At 64.5% G+C, this 14,590-nt stretch carries 19 protein-coding genes and 2 pseudogenes; 7 read left to right on the plus strand and 14 right to left on the minus strand.

Annotation, left to right across the window (positions count from 1 at the left end):
* Nucleotides 1–21 precede the first annotated feature (21 nt).
* From H4P35_RS06640 to H4P35_RS06660, 5 genes are all read left to right on the plus strand, one after another.
* Nucleotides 22–846: a ferritin-like domain-containing protein gene (locus H4P35_RS06640; RefSeq protein WP_226848470.1), complete on the plus strand. Its 825-nt coding sequence runs from the start codon at nucleotides 22–24 to the stop codon at nucleotides 844–846.
* A gap of 15 nt (nucleotides 847–861) precedes the next feature.
* Nucleotides 862–1,578, plus strand: a complete 717-nt coding sequence (locus H4P35_RS06645) for an MOSC domain-containing protein (protein ID WP_226848471.1) — start codon at nucleotides 862–864, stop codon at nucleotides 1,576–1,578.
* On the plus strand, nucleotides 1,566–2,810 hold the full coding sequence (locus H4P35_RS06650) for a lytic murein transglycosylase (protein ID WP_370638973.1): 1,245 nt from the start codon (nucleotides 1,566–1,568) through the stop codon (nucleotides 2,808–2,810). The genes H4P35_RS06645 and H4P35_RS06650 overlap by 13 nt, the downstream gene beginning before the upstream one ends.
* Before the next feature lie 128 nt (nucleotides 2,811–2,938).
* A complete protein-coding gene (locus H4P35_RS06655; RefSeq protein WP_180099106.1) occupies nucleotides 2,939–3,352 on the plus strand; it encodes a YidB family protein in 414 nt (137 codons plus the stop codon).
* A gap of 81 nt (nucleotides 3,353–3,433) precedes the next feature.
* Nucleotides 3,434–4,357, plus strand: a complete 924-nt coding sequence (locus H4P35_RS06660; protein ID WP_370638974.1) for a DUF4434 domain-containing protein — start codon at nucleotides 3,434–3,436, stop codon at nucleotides 4,355–4,357.
* A gap of 11 nt (nucleotides 4,358–4,368) precedes the next feature.
* Here H4P35_RS06660 and H4P35_RS06665 read toward each other — a convergent pair whose 3' ends face one another.
* The 4 genes and pseudogenes from H4P35_RS06665 to H4P35_RS06680 form a co-directional block, all read right to left on the minus strand.
* On the minus strand, nucleotides 4,369–4,479 hold the full coding sequence (locus H4P35_RS06665; RefSeq protein ID WP_226848474.1) for an acyl-CoA dehydrogenase family protein: 111 nt from the start codon (nucleotides 4,477–4,479) through the stop codon (nucleotides 4,369–4,371).
* 2 nt (nucleotides 4,480–4,481) lie between these two features.
* Nucleotides 4,482–4,688, minus strand: a pseudogene (locus H4P35_RS06670) (acyl-CoA dehydrogenase family protein); the annotation flags it as partial.
* Nucleotides 4,689–4,700: 12 nt separating this feature from the next.
* Nucleotides 4,701–5,375 carry an alginate O-acetyltransferase AlgF gene (locus tag H4P35_RS06675; RefSeq protein ID WP_226848475.1) on the minus strand — a complete coding sequence of 225 codons (675 nt, stop codon included), beginning with the start codon at nucleotides 5,373–5,375 and terminating at the stop codon, nucleotides 4,701–4,703.
* A pseudogene (locus tag H4P35_RS06680) lies at nucleotides 5,372–5,665 on the minus strand (D-alanine--poly(phosphoribitol) ligase); the annotation flags it as partial. The pseudogene H4P35_RS06680 and the gene H4P35_RS06675, both read right to left, overlap by 4 nt.
* A gap of 106 nt (nucleotides 5,666–5,771) precedes the next feature.
* Here H4P35_RS06680 and H4P35_RS06685 point away from each other — a divergent pair.
* Entirely contained in the window at nucleotides 5,772–6,020 is a 249-nt protein-coding gene (locus H4P35_RS06685) for a hypothetical protein (RefSeq protein WP_056322221.1), read from the plus strand.
* Between the two features lie 133 nt (nucleotides 6,021–6,153).
* Here H4P35_RS06685 and H4P35_RS06690 read toward each other — a convergent pair whose 3' ends face one another.
* From H4P35_RS06690 to H4P35_RS27155, 9 genes are all read right to left on the minus strand, one after another.
* On the minus strand, nucleotides 6,154–7,353 hold the full coding sequence (locus tag H4P35_RS06690) for a site-specific integrase (RefSeq protein WP_226848476.1): 1,200 nt from the start codon (nucleotides 7,351–7,353) through the stop codon (nucleotides 6,154–6,156).
* A 235-nt stretch (nucleotides 7,354–7,588) separates the two neighbouring features.
* Nucleotides 7,589–8,071 (minus strand): hypothetical protein, encoded by a 483-nt coding sequence (locus tag H4P35_RS06695; RefSeq protein WP_226848477.1) that lies wholly within the window; start codon nucleotides 8,069–8,071, stop codon nucleotides 7,589–7,591.
* The gene (locus H4P35_RS06700; protein WP_226848478.1) at nucleotides 8,068–8,496 is read right to left on the minus strand and encodes a hypothetical protein; all 429 of its coding nucleotides are present in this window, start codon (nucleotides 8,494–8,496) and stop codon (nucleotides 8,068–8,070) included. Before H4P35_RS06700 ends, H4P35_RS06695 begins: the two co-directional genes overlap by 4 nt.
* 308 nt (nucleotides 8,497–8,804) lie before the next feature.
* Nucleotides 8,805–9,338: a hypothetical protein gene (locus H4P35_RS06705; protein WP_226848479.1), complete on the minus strand. Its 534-nt coding sequence runs from the start codon at nucleotides 9,336–9,338 to the stop codon at nucleotides 8,805–8,807.
* On the minus strand, nucleotides 9,335–10,336 hold the full coding sequence (locus H4P35_RS06710) for a hypothetical protein (protein ID WP_226848480.1): 1,002 nt from the start codon (nucleotides 10,334–10,336) through the stop codon (nucleotides 9,335–9,337). Before H4P35_RS06710 ends, H4P35_RS06705 begins: the two co-directional genes overlap by 4 nt.
* 300 nt (nucleotides 10,337–10,636) lie before the next feature.
* Complete coding sequence (locus H4P35_RS06715; protein ID WP_226848481.1) at nucleotides 10,637–11,533, minus strand: recombination-associated protein RdgC; 897 nt, start codon at nucleotides 11,531–11,533, stop codon at nucleotides 10,637–10,639.
* 6 nt (nucleotides 11,534–11,539) lie between these two features.
* Entirely contained in the window at nucleotides 11,540–11,839 is a 300-nt protein-coding gene (locus H4P35_RS06720) for a hypothetical protein (protein WP_226848482.1), read from the minus strand.
* Nucleotides 11,836–12,069, minus strand: coding sequence for a hypothetical protein (locus tag H4P35_RS06725; RefSeq protein WP_226848483.1), 234 nt, complete (start codon nucleotides 12,067–12,069; stop codon nucleotides 11,836–11,838). The genes H4P35_RS06720 and H4P35_RS06725 overlap by 4 nt, the downstream gene beginning before the upstream one ends.
* A complete protein-coding gene (locus H4P35_RS27155; protein WP_255616266.1) occupies nucleotides 12,066–12,191 on the minus strand; it encodes a hypothetical protein in 126 nt (41 codons plus the stop codon). Before H4P35_RS27155 ends, H4P35_RS06725 begins: the two co-directional genes overlap by 4 nt.
* Before the next feature lie 305 nt (nucleotides 12,192–12,496).
* Between H4P35_RS27155 and H4P35_RS06730 the strand changes: the two genes are divergently transcribed.
* Entirely contained in the window at nucleotides 12,497–13,120 is a 624-nt protein-coding gene (locus H4P35_RS06730) for a hypothetical protein (protein WP_226848484.1), read from the plus strand.
* A gap of 419 nt (nucleotides 13,121–13,539) precedes the next feature.
* On the opposite strand, the gene H4P35_RS06735 is transcribed toward H4P35_RS06730, so the two are convergent.
* Nucleotides 13,540–14,565, minus strand: coding sequence for a S24 family peptidase (locus H4P35_RS06735; RefSeq protein WP_226848485.1), 1,026 nt, complete (start codon nucleotides 14,563–14,565; stop codon nucleotides 13,540–13,542).
* Between the last annotated feature and the right edge of the window lie 25 nt (nucleotides 14,566–14,590).

Below are 14,590 nucleotides of genomic sequence, written 5' to 3' on the forward strand. Positions count from 1 at the left end.
GCGTCCGGGAACGACGGCAACATGGACAGCAGCAAGACGGCCCCCGGCGGGCAGGAGGACGATGCGCGTTGCATCCGCGCGCAGGCGCTGGCGGCGCTGGCCGCCACGGCATGGCCCGAGAAGCTCGCGCGCGTGCACGCCATTGCCGACGATGCGCGGCTCGATTGCGCACGCGTCTTTGCGCCGGTCGCGGGATTGCCTGGCCGCCCGCCGCGGCCCGAACTGGTCCCGCCGACCCAGGTCAGCCAGCGTTCCATGGCCACGCAGGAGGGCCGCGCGGCGCTCTTGCACGCGCTGGCCCACATCGAGTTCAACGCCGTGAACCTGGCGCTGGACATCATGTGGCGTTTTGCCGGCATGCCCGAGGCCTTCTACCGCGACTGGCTGCGCGTGGCGCGCGAAGAGGCGCTGCATTTCGACCTGCTGCGCCAGCGCCTGGACACGCTGGGATTCGCCTATGGCGACTTTCCCGCGCACAACGGCTTGTGGGACATGGCCGAGCGCACGCGGGACGACCTGCTGGCGCGCCTGGCGCTGGTGCCGCGCACGCTCGAGGCGCGCGGCCTGGACGCGTCCCCCATGATCCGGAACAAGCTGGCGGGCGCGGGCGATGCGCAAAGCGCGGCCATCGTGGACATCATCCTGCGCGACGAAATCGGCCATGTCGCGATCGGCAATCATTGGTACAAGCAGCAGTGCGCGCTGGCGGGCAGGGAGCCGGTTGCCTGCTACGCCGAACTGGCGGCGCGCTATCAGGCGCCCCGCCTGCGTGGCCCCTTCAACCTGGAGGCGCGGCGCGCCGCGGGATTCGACGACGACGAGCTTGCCGCGCTACAGGCCGGCTGATTGGAAGACGGAAAGATGAACATCACGATCGAGGCCCTGCTGACGGGCGCGGTGCGGCCGCTGGGCGATTCGGGACGCGACAGCGGCATCGACAAGCAGCCGGTTGCCGAACGGCGCTGGCTGGGCCTGGAAGGGCTGGACGGGGACGAACAGGCGGACCGGCGCTTTCATGGCGGCCCGGAAAAGGCGTTGCATCACTATGCGCACGACCACTATCCCGCGTGGCGCCAGGCGCTGGGCGAACGCGCCGTGCTGCGTGCGCCCGGCGCCTTCGGCGAAAATCTTTCCACGACCGGCATGACCGAAAGCGACGTATGCGTGGGCGACATCTATCGCGCGGGCACGGCGCTGATCCAGGTGTCGCAGGCGCGCCAGCCATGCTGGAAACTGGACCACCGGTTCCAGCACAAGGGCATGGCCGTGCAGGTTCAGGCCAGCGGCATGACGGGCTGGTATTACCGCGTGCTGCAGACGGGCTGGCTGTCGGCTGGCGATACCCTCACGCTTGCGGAGCGGCCGCATCCGCAATGGACGCTGGCGCGCGTGCAGGACATCCTGAATCGCCGGGTGCTCGATCCCGACGCGCTGCACACGCTTGCCGCGTTGCCCGAACTGTCGCCCAACTGGCGTGCGCTGTTTGAAAAGCGCGCCCGTGCCGGTGAAGTCGAAGACTGGACGCGGCGCCTGCAAGGCGATGCCGCGATCGCACCTCCCAAGGAATCCCAAGCATGAAATCCCTCTTGAGCGGCGCCCGCGCCGCGGTGACGACCGCCGCGGTAACGACCGCCGCCCTGATCCTGCCCGCGCCCGCGGCGCTGGCCGCCGACTCCTTTGCCGCCTGCCTGTCAACACTGCGGGCGCCCGCCTTGAAGGCTGGCGTCTCGGGCGCGACGTTCGACACGCATACCGCCCAGCTTGTGCCCGACATGGCGGTGATCGATCTGCTGGACGCGCAGCCGGAATTCAAGACGCCCATCTGGGACTACATGGCGGGACTGGTGGACGACGAGCGCGTGGCCGACGGGCAGGCCGGCATGGCGCGCTGGCAGGCCGAGCTGGACCGGGCCTCGGTGCGCTATGGCGTGGACCCGGCCACCATCGCCGCGGTTTGGGGCGTGGAAAGCAATTTCGGCCGCACGCTGGGCGGCCGGCCGTTGCTGACCTCGCTGTCCACGCTTTCGTGCTACGGCCGGCGGCAGGCGTATTTCCGCGGCGAGTTCTTTGCCACGCTGAAGATCATCCAGGACGAGCACATCGCGCCCGAGCGTCTTGTCGGATCCTGGGCGGGCGCCTTCGGCCAGACCCAGTTCATGCCGTCCACTTACCTGCGGCTGGCGGTGGACTTTGACGGCGATGGCCGCCGGGATCTGGTCGACAGCGTGCCGGATGCGCTGGGGTCGACGGCCAATTTCCTCAAGCGCGCGGGCTGGAATCCGGGACTTGTCTGGGGCTATGAGGTCAAGCTGCCGGCCGGGCTGGATACGTCCGGGGCAGGCCGCAAGAACAAGCGTCCGGTGTCCGCGTGGGCCAGACAGGGCGTGACGCTCGCCGACGGGCAGGCGTTGCCGGCGGGCGACACCCCGGCCGGGCTGCTGCTGCCGGCCGGCCGCAACGGCCCGGCGTTCCTCGTCACGCGCAATTTCGACGCCTTGTATTCGTACAACGCGGCCGAAAGCTACGCGCTGGCGATCGCGCATCTGTCGGACCGTTTGCGGGGCGGCGGTCCGCTGTTGCAAGCGTGGCCGACAGACGATCCTGGCCTGTCGCGCGCCGAGCGGCGCGAGCTGCAGCGCCTCTTGATCGCCCGGGGTTACGACCTGGGCGAACCCGACGGCATGATCGGCGCCCGTACGCGCCAGGCCTTGCAGGCCGCCCAGCGCGAACTGGGACTGCCGCCGGACGGGCGCGCGGGCCAGAAGGCGTTGAAAGCGCTGCGGGCATCGGCGGCCCCGGCCAAAGGGTGAACCGGATCGCGTGGCCACGCGCGCGATTTACAACTTTTGCAAAGTCGTCGCCGGCGGCAACAGCATTGACGCACACCGCGCTTTTCATGGGCCTATACTGATTTCCCGACTTTTTCAGGAGCGCGGCAATGAGCCTATTGGACACTTTGGCCTCGATGGCCGGCGGCGGTCAGCAAGGCGGATCGGCCTCGCTGCTGCCCGCGCTGATCGAACAACTGAACAAGTACCCCGGCGGCCTGACCGGGTTGATCGCCAGCTTCCAGAAGGGCGGACTGGGCGAAGTCGTGGCGTCATGGGTGGGCACGGGTCAGAACCTGCCCGTCAGCCCGAGCCAGCTCGGCGCCGTGCTGGATCCCGGCGTCGTGAACGAACTGGCCGCCAAGACGGGGCAAGACGAGAGCGCCGTGCTGGATTCCCTGTCGGCCCTGCTGCCGCAACTGGTCGACAAGGCCACGCCTGACGGCGCCGTGCAATCCGGCCAATCCTTCAACCCGGCCGATCTGCTGGGTTCGCTTTCGGGCATCTTCGGCAACCGCGGATAAGGGCAGGGCAGTCTTCTGGAACATCCGCAGCTCAAGTCCCCCCTGCGCCGGCGCCTGTTTCAGGCGCTGGCCCTCGGCGCGCTGGCGCCCTTGGCGGCATGCTCGCCGCCGGTTTTCGTAAATGCCACGTTCCTGCAGCTGTGGCGCAGCCACGCGGACCTGACGGCTGACGACTGGCGGCTGCGGCTGCGCAGTTTCCGCCGGCTGGGCAGCCGCGAGATCTTCCTGCAATGGACCGGCCTGGAAGGCGGGCGGCCAGACGACTGGATGGCGCCCGGCGCGCTGCTGGACACGCTGTTCGACGAAGCCGCGCACCAGGGCCTGGGCATCCACGTCGGCCTGCCGTACGACCAGCGCTGGTGGGACGTGCTGGCCCGCGCCGACACCCCCGCGCTGGCCGCCTTCCTGGGCCAGACGCGCGAGCGCGGCATCGCGTACATGCGCGAATCCGGCTGGAACCAGCGCCGCGCCTTCCGCGGATGGTATCTGCCGTATGAGCTGGAACAGTACAACTGGGCGTCCGACGAGCGGCAGTCGCTCTTGCTGCCGTGGCTGGACGCGCTATCGCGCGCGGCGCAGGAGACCAGCGGCAACGTGCCCTGCATCTCCACCTATTTCAGCCGGCTGCCGGGCAACGGGTCGCTGGCGACACTGTGGAGCCGCATTCTTGACCACGTGGGTATCCATCCCATGATCCAGGATGGCGTGGGCGTGGCGGGAATGGACAATCTGCGCGCGCTGGCGCCGCTGCACGACATGCTGCTGGAACGCCGTGCGTCGTTCGACCTGATCCTGGAACTCTTCGAGGAAATGCCGTCGGGGTCGACTGACGGCTCGACGTTCAAGGCCCGTTCGGCCGACTTTCCCCGGGTGTACGAGCAATGGGAAGTGGCGCGCGGCTATGGCGCCAAGCGCATCGTGGCTTTCGCGCTGGACCCTTGGGTGATCGGCGATACGCCCGAGGCGCAGGCCCTGATGCAGGCCTGGATGGACGCGCGCGTCTGACGCGCGCCGCGTCAATTGAAGCTGCGGCCGATGATTTCCAGCATGACCTCGCTTGTGCCCCCGAAGATGCGCAGCGCGCGCGCATTCGCCTGCTTGAAGCGGGTGTTCCGGTAGTCGATCACGCGGCCACATGACCGAAGTCGCCGCCTGCCCCATAGGGGTCCGGCAGCGCACAGTTGAGCATCCCCTCTTCGCCCGCGCGCCGCCACAGCGCGCGCGGTGTCACGCCGGCAGCTTCCCATTCGGCGTAGTGGGGTGCGATCTCGCTGGCAATGAAGCGCTTGACCTGGTCGCGAAAGAGTTCGTGATCGTCCCGGAATACGCGGCGCATGACAGTGTCTTCCTATTTCTTGTACGGGTCCGTGCCGCTGGCTTGCCCGCGCAGCACAGGGGCTTCGGGCGTGCCGGTCAGGAACAGGCTGTAGTGGTCGCCGGGTTGCAAGGCCGGCAGCGGCATCGCCTTGGACGCGGCGGCGCCGCAGCCGGCGGCCAGCATCGCGCTGACCGGATTGATTGCGCGCGCGGCGGACGCGCTGGGCTCGACGTCCTTGAACAGGACGGGGCCAGACGGGCTGACGGACAACTGCCCGGCCGGGCAGTCCGTCGCCAGATTGTAAAAGCGCAGCTCGGCCTTCAGCGCATCCTGCGCGCCGGCGCTATCGTCGATGACGCCGAAGGACAGCCTGCCGCCGTCGCGCCGCGGCACCAGCGTGCTGAACGTGTCGGGCGCCACCTGCAGCGTGCCGGCCAGGTTGCCGTCGATGCGCACATCAAAGGGCTGGTTGCCCTTCACGATGGCGTAGGTGGTGGCCTGCCGGTCTGGGCCGATCTCCTGCACCGGGCCTTGGGCGACCTGCGCCTGCAGCGGATTCACGTGCGGATTGACCACCCGCACGAACGACGACCCCGCGGGCGGCCGGGCCGCATACAGTTGCGCCAGCACGCCTTCGGCGGCGGCGCTGGCGGCGCAGGTCGCCATCGTAAGGGTGAGGGCCAGGTGAAAAGAGGTGCGAGTCATGCTTGCGGCTCCGGTTTCTTGCTAAGGCGCGTTTCAAGATACAGCCGTTCGAGCTGCTTGCGGTCTGCCAGTCCGGCCGGCAGCGGCTGCAATCCGGTGGACGGGGCGTGCGGGCAGTCGCCGCGGCCCGCGGGTTCCGCAAAGCCGATCAGGCGGACAATGGCGCCGTCGGGCCGTCGCAGCGCCACCGTCGCGCCGACGCGCACGCCAGGCAGCGCGGCGATGGCCGCGTCGATCTCCGCCAGTTCGATGCGGTAGCCGTGCAGCTTGATCTGGTCGTCGATGCGGCCGCCGGATGGGGGCAGGCTGACGCGGGCAGCCCAATGCGAGTAAGGTACGGGGAAGGCCTTATTGCCCGGCACACCGGCCTGTGCCGCCAGCAGGAACCCGCACACCATGAAGACACATCACGCAGCGCTGCGGCTGCTCCTTGCCGGAGCAGCCCTCGCATCCCTCGCTGCCTGCGCCGACACGCCGCAGCAACCGCGAAGCAACGTGGACTACCGCAGCCGGCCGTTGGATTCCCCGGCAGGGGCAGATTCCAACCCGTCCGGCCAACGCCTGACCATCCAGTCCGGCGAGGGCGAACGCTTGAATCTGCCGTGGTTCATCGAGGGCGCGCAAGACTGGATCAACCGGCAGTGACGCCGCAATGCCGGCGGCCCCGCCGGGCTCAGACAAAAAAAATCCTCAAGGATCTGCATCCTTGAGGATTTTTGGTTTCAGCTGACGTTGCTGAACGGAATTTGGTGGAGCCGGGGGGAATTGAACCCCCGGGCTAGCCAGTGTTTATGCGGGTCTTGGGGGCGATATTGACCAAATGCTGACTATTCGAGGCGCCGTACAGAGCCTCTGCCTTGGAGCCGGCGTCGGGGGCGGCGTCTGGCATCCAGCGGCCATAGACCCGCCGAATCATGCCCCAGTCTGCGTGCCCCATCTGATTGGCAACCCACATGGGATGCTCTCCCGCAGACAGCATCATCGAGGCGTATGTATGCCGGGTCTGGTATGGAACCCTGTAACGCACCTTGGCGCGCTTCAGGGCCGGCTGCCACAGAGTCTTGCGGATTGGCTGATCGCCTTCCCACGGGGCGCTCGTGCGGGGGTTGTGGAAAACGTGGGCATTTGCCAGCAGGGTAAACGCCTTCTGTGCTTCCAGCGCTTCGCGGGCAGGGCCGAGCAGCTTTACCATCCGCTTGCTGCTGTTCGTCTTCGGAACTTCCGCGGCGCCCTTGGCCGCCTGAGTGGTAGCTCGGCGGATACGGACTTCGCCCCGCACCAGGTCAACATCCTCCCATCGAAGGCCGACCATCTCGGACGTTCGCAGGCCAGTCCATAACGCGAACTGGACGAGGTTGCGCCCCTGTCCGTCAAGCGCCTTCAGGATTTCCACCTGTTCGGCGGCTGTGAAGGGATCAACGTCATCCTCTTCCTTTGGCGGCTCGTTCTTTTGGTATGTCCAGCCAGCAATAGGATTGGCGTCAATCAGCTCGTCGGTCACGGCGTCGTCCAGTGCTGTTCGGAGAACAGAGAGGACGTTAGCGATGCGCTTGTTTGTGACTTCCATGCCTTCGCACATTTCGCGAACGTGGGCGCGGCGTAGATCAGCAAGTTCATGTTTCCCCAGCGTGGGGACCAGGCGCCCGTTGACGGCTTTCCGGTAACCGTCCGCCGTGCTTGCCTTGATGGTCTTGGCCTTCGCGTCCACCCAGCCCTCAAGGTACGCCTGGACCGTCTGCCCAAGTGCCTTCGGGCTGAACTTGGCTGCGTTTTTGCTGTCGGGGAAGGTAGTCGCGTAGCTGAAAGTGCCGCGAGAAATCGCGTCGAGGATCGCGGCCCGGTGGTTCGCCGCCCGTTTTAGATTAGCGGGCGTGGGCTGGAGCTTGATGCGTTCCCGGCACCTCTGGTTCGCATAATAGAAGTCGATTTCGATGGACGAGTCGGAAGCTGGCCGAACGCCATCGTACTGCTTGCCCATGCGTCATATCCTTCGGTGTTGATTAGAACGCGGCCGTCCGGAGCCTTCACCCAAATGGTGCCTTCAGCCCAAACGCCGTCACGGATCTTGGTGCGGACGGCGTCTTCAGTATAGCCAGACTCATCCGCGAATTTCTTGATGGTCAAATGCCTGACGGGCATGTTTCCTCCCTAGCGATCCGCCTTCGGCGGGCCTCGGAATGCTGTATTGATGTCGCACTTGTATGGTCAAAGCCTCATAAATGAGGCATTTCATTCAGCAGCGCCTGCGCATCGGCATAGGCCCGCATGGCGCGCTGCTCGTCGATCTGATCGGCCCCGAGGGTTTCGGCGCACTCGCGGAGTTGGGCGGACAGGCGCTCGATCGCTGCCGCAGCTTCCAGCATGATCGGGGATGGAAGACGCATTCCTTCTGGTGCTGGACCGCTGCAATCTCGCCTTCCAAACTCAGGCTCGCCGTTGATCATCGGACCCATCGCATATTTGCAGCGCAGTCGATGGATCAGGTCATCGGCTACGGGCGCGCGCAGCTTGGACAGCGCCTTGTGCGCTTTGTACATGAGCAGCGTGATGGAGTCTTCGCCGCCATGCAGGCCGATCCATTGATGCAGTTGCGCAATGACAGATTCGGGGCTGTCGTAGCCGTGCCGCTGAATCACGGCGTTGACGTATTCATCGCTCAAGGGGTTTGCCGGGGCGGCGGTGTTCTGGTTGGTCATGCTGCCCCCGCTTCGGATTGGCTGCGGTGTTCGTCGATGTCTTCCTGCGTGACGTTGAACGTCTGGATCTGCTTCACGCTGAAGAAATTGACCTGCGGGTTGACCGAAGACAGCCAGGCCTTGACTACACGGCCCAGATCCAGAACCTGTTCATCGGTCAGGTCGGTCAGGTAATCCTCGGCGAACTCGCCGCCCACGTCGTGGGCGCGTTCCTGCATTTGTTCGATCAAGTCATCGACATCGAAGAAGTCAGCGGGATCAGGCCTCTCCGATACGCCCAGACGGTACTCGGCGCCCAGAGTCAGCTGGTCATTATCGTCAAGGGCCTGGAGCGCTTCGCTCACGCAGCCTTCTTGGAAGTCATCGCCGTTGAGGCTATAGCTGTCGAAGGTGGGTTCTTGCATCGTCGGCGCGGTGTTGGTCATGATGAAACTCCTGTGATCATGAGGTACGATTTCTCCGGCCTAAATATGGGGGGGCGAAGAAATGACTATGTGTCTGTTCTGCAAGGATTTGGAAGGGAAGCCGTCAACGGATAATCCGCACGCGGCGCTCTTGCTTCATTCCTCCGCTGGTGGGGGCGTCCGAGATACAGGTCCGCTTAAGACCTGGATTTACCGATGCTCAAAATGCGGGACGGAGATGTGGCGAAATATCGAGGATGGGCAATTCGCGGGCGAGTGGATTGCCGGCTCGGAGACAAACTGAGGCCATCGTCCGAAGCCCATCCGTGCTACTGCAGAGATTCGGAAAGGGCGGCGTCGACACATACGGGGTCGAACAGTTTGTGCGCGGCGTCGAAATCAATCCAATTGCCGGCGCGATCTTCGAATCGTTTTACGCCGCCGTGCGGGCCGATCAAGAAGCTGTACCTGGGCAGAGCGCGCAGCTTCTTCCGCACGGCCTCAAACGCTTCATTGCGGTCGGTTGGTGCAACGCCAACGCCAGAGGCCTGAGCACGGCGGGCGGCTGTTTCGTTCCTGACCTTTTCTTCCCAGCAGGAAGGGCAGAGCGTGTCCCAGGACATGCCGGAGAATGCGCCGCGGCAGATCGCGCATTTCTTGCCGGGGGCGGAGGGCGACATTTCGGGTGTGCCCAGGGCTGCGCCCAGGAAACTGCGGAGGGGAGCGTCTGCGGCGTCAAGGGCGTCGCGATAGCGCTGGCGCTCTTCCGGCGTCATCTTTGCGACCATGTCGTGCAGCACGCGGGTGGATAGCGCGGCCAGGTCGACGTCGTCCAGGTCGTCGAGGTTTTGGGGGGCGTTCATGCGTTGGCATCCTGTGATGTGGGGATTTCGGCCTGACCCGCAGCCGCTGCGGCCTCGGCCTGCCGGCGCTGCTTCTCTGCCTGCTTGGCGCGGGCCGTTTGGACGGCGCCGTGGGCCTGGAACAGACCCAGGAGGGCGGCGGCCGGGACAGTGATGGTTTCGCTGGCAACGCGGCCTTCCTGAATGTCCACGAGGGTTGCGCGCTGGTTGGCGTCCAGTCCCTGCATAAACGTGTCCACGCCGCTGATGAGCGGGGAGACGACTTTGCGGGGCAGGGCGCGGCCGTGGATGGTGCTGGACGTTACGCGGGACTTGCCGGAGGCCTGGGCCTTTTCAAACTCGCCTTGTAGGAATGCGCCAGCGCCCTCGCCATGCTTGGCAACGGCCTCGATGGCGGTGGACGCCTTCACAGCGCCGGAACGCACCAGAGCATGCACATCGCTGTTGGCGTGCGCCAGGGCGATCATCTTGGCGACCCATTGGGGCGATACCTGTTCCAGGCGGCTGATGCGCTCGTTATCCCACTTGAAGCCGGCCAGCTTGGCGTAGCCGAAGGCGGTTTCCAGAGGGGTCAGGTGCCGGCCCTGCGCGCTGCTGATGACGCGGGCGGTGCGGTCGGCGTCGTTGCCAACGAACGCCGTGACATCGATCCAGACAACGCTGTCTTCATCCTGCAGCGGCGCGCCGGCGGCAATCGCACGACCGATCTGCGCATGGCGGCGGTGGCCGTCCACCAGCCACACGCCACCCTCGGGCCGGGGGCGGACTTCGAGCGGCGGGATCTTGCCGCCCGCCATGATGTGCTGAAACAGAGCTTCGTCGTCGGCTTCGGCGCGCTCGCGTTCCTCGCCGTCCAGCAGATCGAGAGGGGTGCGCAGGTTGAAGCCGGGTTCTACATGCAGATCCTCATAGCGGGCCTGCATTGCGTGGGCGCGCTTGATTTCCTTGGAAAGGATCTTCTGCCGGAAGGAAACCGGCGCTGCGGATTGATCGGACATGGAAAATCCTCAGTGGGGTACGATTTGCAAACCGACTATCGATGGGCTTGCAATGGACACGGAATTCGAATATCTGGGGCACCGCGTGTATGTCCGGATCCGCGAAATCTCCGGGGAGACTCTTGGATTCAGGACTGGCTTGTGGCGTGCAAATGTGGTCGTCCAACCGGAAGGGGGCGACTGGACCGAAGTGGGTGACGGTGGGCCTTTCGGGGACCCCGAAACAGCCTGCGCGGACGGAAAAGTCCGCGGGAGGGCTTTCATCGACGGCTTGTCCGCGCGGACGGACACCTAAGCAGTTCAGAACTGCTTTTCTCCGCCTAGGGCTTCTACGAGTTCGGCGAGCAGCTTTGCAAGTTCTCCCGTCATGAGGACCATGTCCGAGTTGGACTTCTCGTCGTCGTTCTGCGAGTAGTCCGCGCCTTCCTTCAGCACATCGAGGGGCGAGACACGGCGGATATCCAGGCCTTCGGTCAGCACGAACGACACGCGGTCGGCCCAGGTCATGGCGAGGCGGGTGCATTGCTTGCCGGACTGGATGTGCCTGCGCGCGTCGTCGGCGTCGATGGAGTGCTTGACGTAGCGGATGGCTGCGCCGCTCGTGCCAGAGGAACGCAGTTCGGTGTCTTGGTCGATGGTGAAGTTGGACGGGGCTTCGTCTTCAGCCAGCCAGCCGGTCATGGCCGCGGCGGGCGACTGCGCGACGTACAGGTTTTCCAGCGGCATGGGGTCGACCGTCTTCGCCAGCAGGCCGATGACCTCATCCGCCTTGGACGATGAGGCGGTGTCGATCACCAGCCAGCGATTCACTGGGTCAATCCAGACGCGGGTATCGCGGTAGACGCTGAAGGCGCGCGGCAAGAGTTCGTCGGTGACGCGCTCCTTGATTTCCTTCATCTGCTTGCGGCCCGGCTTGTAGCCTTGCTGCTCTTCGATTTCCTCGGCCCGCGCCTTGGCGACCTGAGCGATCACTGAGGGCGGCAGCAGCTTCCTTTCGGCGCGCAAGCAGAGCAGGAACTGACCGGCCACGGGGTGGGCAAGTTCGCCGCCTTCACGGGGCGCGATCCAGCCGAGGGACTGCACTTCGAGGTTGTTGCCAGACTGGAACGCGTGGAGCTTTAGGCCCGCCTGCAGCTTGTCGGCGTAGTCGGACAGCGGGGCGGAAAGGCGGTAGATCTTGAGGTTTCTGAACCACATGGGTGATTAACTCCTTGGCTGGGTTTGAGGCTTGGCTTGCGTCCGGGCTTTCTTTTTCGGAGGGCCGGGCCGTTTGCCGGTGTGGGTACGACGCCTCCAGATGTTTCGGATGGCCTGGGTGCTGACGCCGAAGCATTCCGCCAGGTCGTTGCTGGGCAGCGAGCCCTGGGCCTTGCGGATGAACGCCACTTCCCTGCGCGATAGTGGTTTGGGCGTGGGGTCTTTCCAGATGAAGCGGCTCCGCGGAGGGGCGATTTGCGGCGACCAGCCGCTGCGGTCCCGCACAATGAACTGGATCCCGTTCATAGGAAGCTCCGCAACAGCCAGCCAAAGGCCTGCGGGCCGAAGAGGATGAATGCGGCGAAGGCGAGGCCACCAGGCCATGCCCACCACGGGATATCCGCGTCCTTGCTCCAGTTGCCTTTCCCGGCGTGGTCGCGGGGCGCTATGAGATCGCCCAGCTTGCGAGCTGCCCGCTTGATGGTGATGGGATGACGGTCGCGCACCGAGGGCGCGCTTGCGCTGATGGTGTTCATGTCGGGTTCCAGGGATCTGCCGCGGCGTGGCGGCGGGAGAGGTAGTCGCCGATCGGTGCCAGCACCAGCCGCGCGAACGCGAGCAGGCCCAGGCCCCAGGCGAGGGTTTCAGTCAAGGTCATGGGAATCTGCGCAGAGTTGCGCGGTGGTCAGCTTGGGAGAGCGGGCCGGAAGCCCGGGTTGATCCTGAAAGTCACTTTCAGCGCCGGTGACGTTGCGGCGCCGGCCCGCTCTCCGAAGCCGCCCCAGGTGCGGGGCTGGCGTGGTGCTACTTGCTGATCGAACTGCCGAAATTGAAAACGTCGATCAGTTCTTCAATGAAGCGTACGAGTGCTGCAAGCATGCAGTGCCTCCTGGGCTGAGAGTGGGGGAATGAGGTTCGGTGTCCGGTAAAGTTCGGCTTTCTTCATGTTTAGGGAATGAGTAGATGACAACCAGACGAGTCCTTAAGGAGGCAGCGTTCCGGGCTTGGAAGACCACCATCGGGGCCGGATACAGCAAGCGTCGAATTAACACAGAAGGGGATCTACAGGCCTTCTTTTGGCAGAACCTGCGCGATGAGGTCGGCGAAGACAGCCGCACGATTTTTGTTCAGCCGCGGGTCAAACTTCCCGGGGATGGAGTCAACGGCAAGAAGACCGTGGTGCCAGACATTGTTGTCTGCAATTCTCGATCGATCATTGGTGTTGTCGAACTAAAGTACGGCCCGCGGAGCAGGCCGAACATCAAGAAAGACCTCGATTCCCTGCAGGTTTTGGCCCAGTTGAAACTGGGAAGCGATGTTGAAATCAAGAACGAACGCTTCTTGGGCGAAGGACCTGCGGTTCGAACTCAATACAGCTTGGCACGAGATGTGCTTTGGGTATGGGCGGGGGTGTATTGCGGAGACTCGGGCAGCTACAAGCCGGAAGACGGAACGAAGAACTCGTTCATATGCGATGCTCGCGACGACGAATTTCGACGTTCATTTATCGCACTTCACGCAGAAACCTCGGAGAATGGCCCGGTCGACGTGTTCGCCAAGTCTTGGGGTAAGGCGGCGCTTCGGTAAGCGCTGACTCGCAGCGCTGGCCGAAACCCGCTGTTCAGCGGAATCGGAAGAGGCCGGGGGTTATCGTCGCCACGCCCGGCTGGGCGTTGCCTGGCTGTGGAAGCCCAAGCACACAGGGTCCGGGGGCGTGCTGGCGCCTGGCTGGTTGTCCTGTTTCGCCCTTCCTCCCTCGCGGGGGCGGGCGGCCTCGGTTGTTAAAGAGCGTTTCTCGCCTTCCCCATCCCGACTTTGTGGCGGTGACGTCTCCCGCTTGAGGCGATGCCCTGACTGCTGGCTGCGGGTCCGTGGGGTCTTTCGAGCAGCTGAAGCTGCGTTAAGACAGATATTAGTAAACACTAAACTTATCGTCAAGTAAAAACTAAACTCGCCCGGCGAAAAAAAGCCACCCGAAGGTGGCTGTGCTGTTGAGCTGTTGTTTGCTATGCGCGGGTCCATTGCCCCGATTCGCCGTCCCCGATGCGGGTTCCGGCCCAGACAATCTGGCCAAGCACCCGGACAAGCGCGCCATTTTCCAGCGGGATGTCCGGATAAGCAGGGTTGAACGAGCGTGCTACCCATCGCTTAGTTAATTTGTCCTTCGTCACGGTCTTCACGATCATCTTGCCGTCGTAGTTGATGGCGTACACGCCTCCCGACGCTACGTCCTGCAAGGTGAGGCTTTCGTTGGGCACGACTAGCAGGGCGGCGCCGTCGCGAATGATCGGCTCCATGCTGTCTCCCTTCGCATACACGACGCGGGCCTTTCCAGCGCTTGCGCCCACTGACCGTAAAAAGGACCGCCGGAACTGGACGGTCCCGGTTTCTTCCTCGACTAGGTTCTCAATTCCCTCACCAGCCGCCAGACGCACGTCGGCCATCTCCGCGACCTTCTCGAACTTATCGTTAGCCGCGGGAGGATCCCCCGGTGCAACGTTTGCGATGACGCCCGTCCGGGTGCTGATTCGGATCTTGTTCTCTTGCTCGGTCTGAAGCGTGGTTTTCCCACCTTCCCACGGTGCAGGCGGCAGCCCGCCGATGCGCATGGGGAAGGCATCGTCAGCGGCGTCCATGTCGACCAAACCGCCTCGCACGGGAGTTCGGCCGGTGGAGGCGGGAGGCGGGGCCACAGTGATCCCCAGTTTCATCTGGGCGATAGCGAGCGAGATAGCACCTTCCAGCGCGCTCAGCTGGCTCGCCGGCAAGGCCCGCACATCCTCTTCTTTGATAGTCAGGAAAGGCCACTGGGAGGGCGGTACTGCGTCCGGTGTTTGGGGCGCGTCACCTGACGCGGCATCCAAGAACCCTTCGCCCATTCGGTAATCCCGCTCGAGCCTGCGCGCGGCGCGTTCCCCAATGGGGGCCGTGCCGGACAGGACTTGCGAGAAATAGCTCTTCTCCTTGCTCGGGGTCCCATTCTGTTGGACCCAGGCACGGAGGTTCGCCCGTCGAATTTCTTGGATGGTCATGGCGAAAGTTTATAGGACACTAAAT

The organism is Achromobacter sp. 77 (genome assembly GCF_020541125.1).
GTDB lineage: Bacteria > Pseudomonadota > Gammaproteobacteria > Burkholderiales > Burkholderiaceae_B > Achromobacter > Achromobacter mucicolens.

Bases quoted from the DNA above. Each gene is read 5' to 3' on its own strand.
- H4P35_RS06690 (WP_226848476.1), bottom strand. From the start codon at position 7,353: ATGGGCAAGCAGTACGATGGCGTTCGGCCAGCTTCCGACTCGTCCATC.
- H4P35_RS06720 (WP_226848482.1), bottom strand. From the start codon at position 11,839: ATGAACGGGATCCAGTTCATTGTGCGGGACCGCAGCGGCTGGTCGCCG.
- H4P35_RS06725 (WP_226848483.1), bottom strand. From the start codon at position 12,069: ATGAACACCATCAGCGCAAGCGCGCCCTCGGTGCGCGACCGTCATCCC.
- H4P35_RS27155 (WP_255616266.1), bottom strand. From the start codon at position 12,191: ATGACCTTGACTGAAACCCTCGCCTGGGGCCTGGGCCTGCTCGCGTTC.
- H4P35_RS06705 (WP_226848479.1), bottom strand. From the start codon at position 9,338: ATGAACGCCCCCCAAAACCTCGACGACCTGGACGACGTCGACCTGGCC.
- H4P35_RS06695 (WP_226848477.1), bottom strand. From the start codon at position 8,071: ATGACCAACCAGAACACCGCCGCCCCGGCAAACCCCTTGAGCGATGAA.
- H4P35_RS06640 (WP_226848470.1), top strand. From the start codon at position 22: ATGGACAGCAGCAAGACGGCCCCCGGCGGGCAGGAGGACGATGCGCGT.
- H4P35_RS06730 (WP_226848484.1), top strand. From the start codon at position 12,497: ATGACAACCAGACGAGTCCTTAAGGAGGCAGCGTTCCGGGCTTGGAAG.
- H4P35_RS06645 (WP_226848471.1), top strand. From the start codon at position 862: ATGAACATCACGATCGAGGCCCTGCTGACGGGCGCGGTGCGGCCGCTG.
- H4P35_RS06715 (WP_226848481.1), bottom strand. From the start codon at position 11,533: ATGTGGTTCAGAAACCTCAAGATCTACCGCCTTTCCGCCCCGCTGTCC.
- H4P35_RS06675 (WP_226848475.1), bottom strand. From the start codon at position 5,375: ATGACTCGCACCTCTTTTCACCTGGCCCTCACCCTTACGATGGCGACC.
- H4P35_RS06710 (WP_226848480.1), bottom strand. From the start codon at position 10,336: ATGTCCGATCAATCCGCAGCGCCGGTTTCCTTCCGGCAGAAGATCCTT.
- H4P35_RS06655 (WP_180099106.1), top strand. From the start codon at position 2,939: ATGAGCCTATTGGACACTTTGGCCTCGATGGCCGGCGGCGGTCAGCAA.
- H4P35_RS06685 (WP_056322221.1), top strand. From the start codon at position 5,772: ATGAAGACACATCACGCAGCGCTGCGGCTGCTCCTTGCCGGAGCAGCC.
- H4P35_RS06700 (WP_226848478.1), bottom strand. From the start codon at position 8,496: ATGACCAACACCGCGCCGACGATGCAAGAACCCACCTTCGACAGCTAT.
- H4P35_RS06735 (WP_226848485.1), bottom strand. From the start codon at position 14,565: ATGACCATCCAAGAAATTCGACGGGCGAACCTCCGTGCCTGGGTCCAA.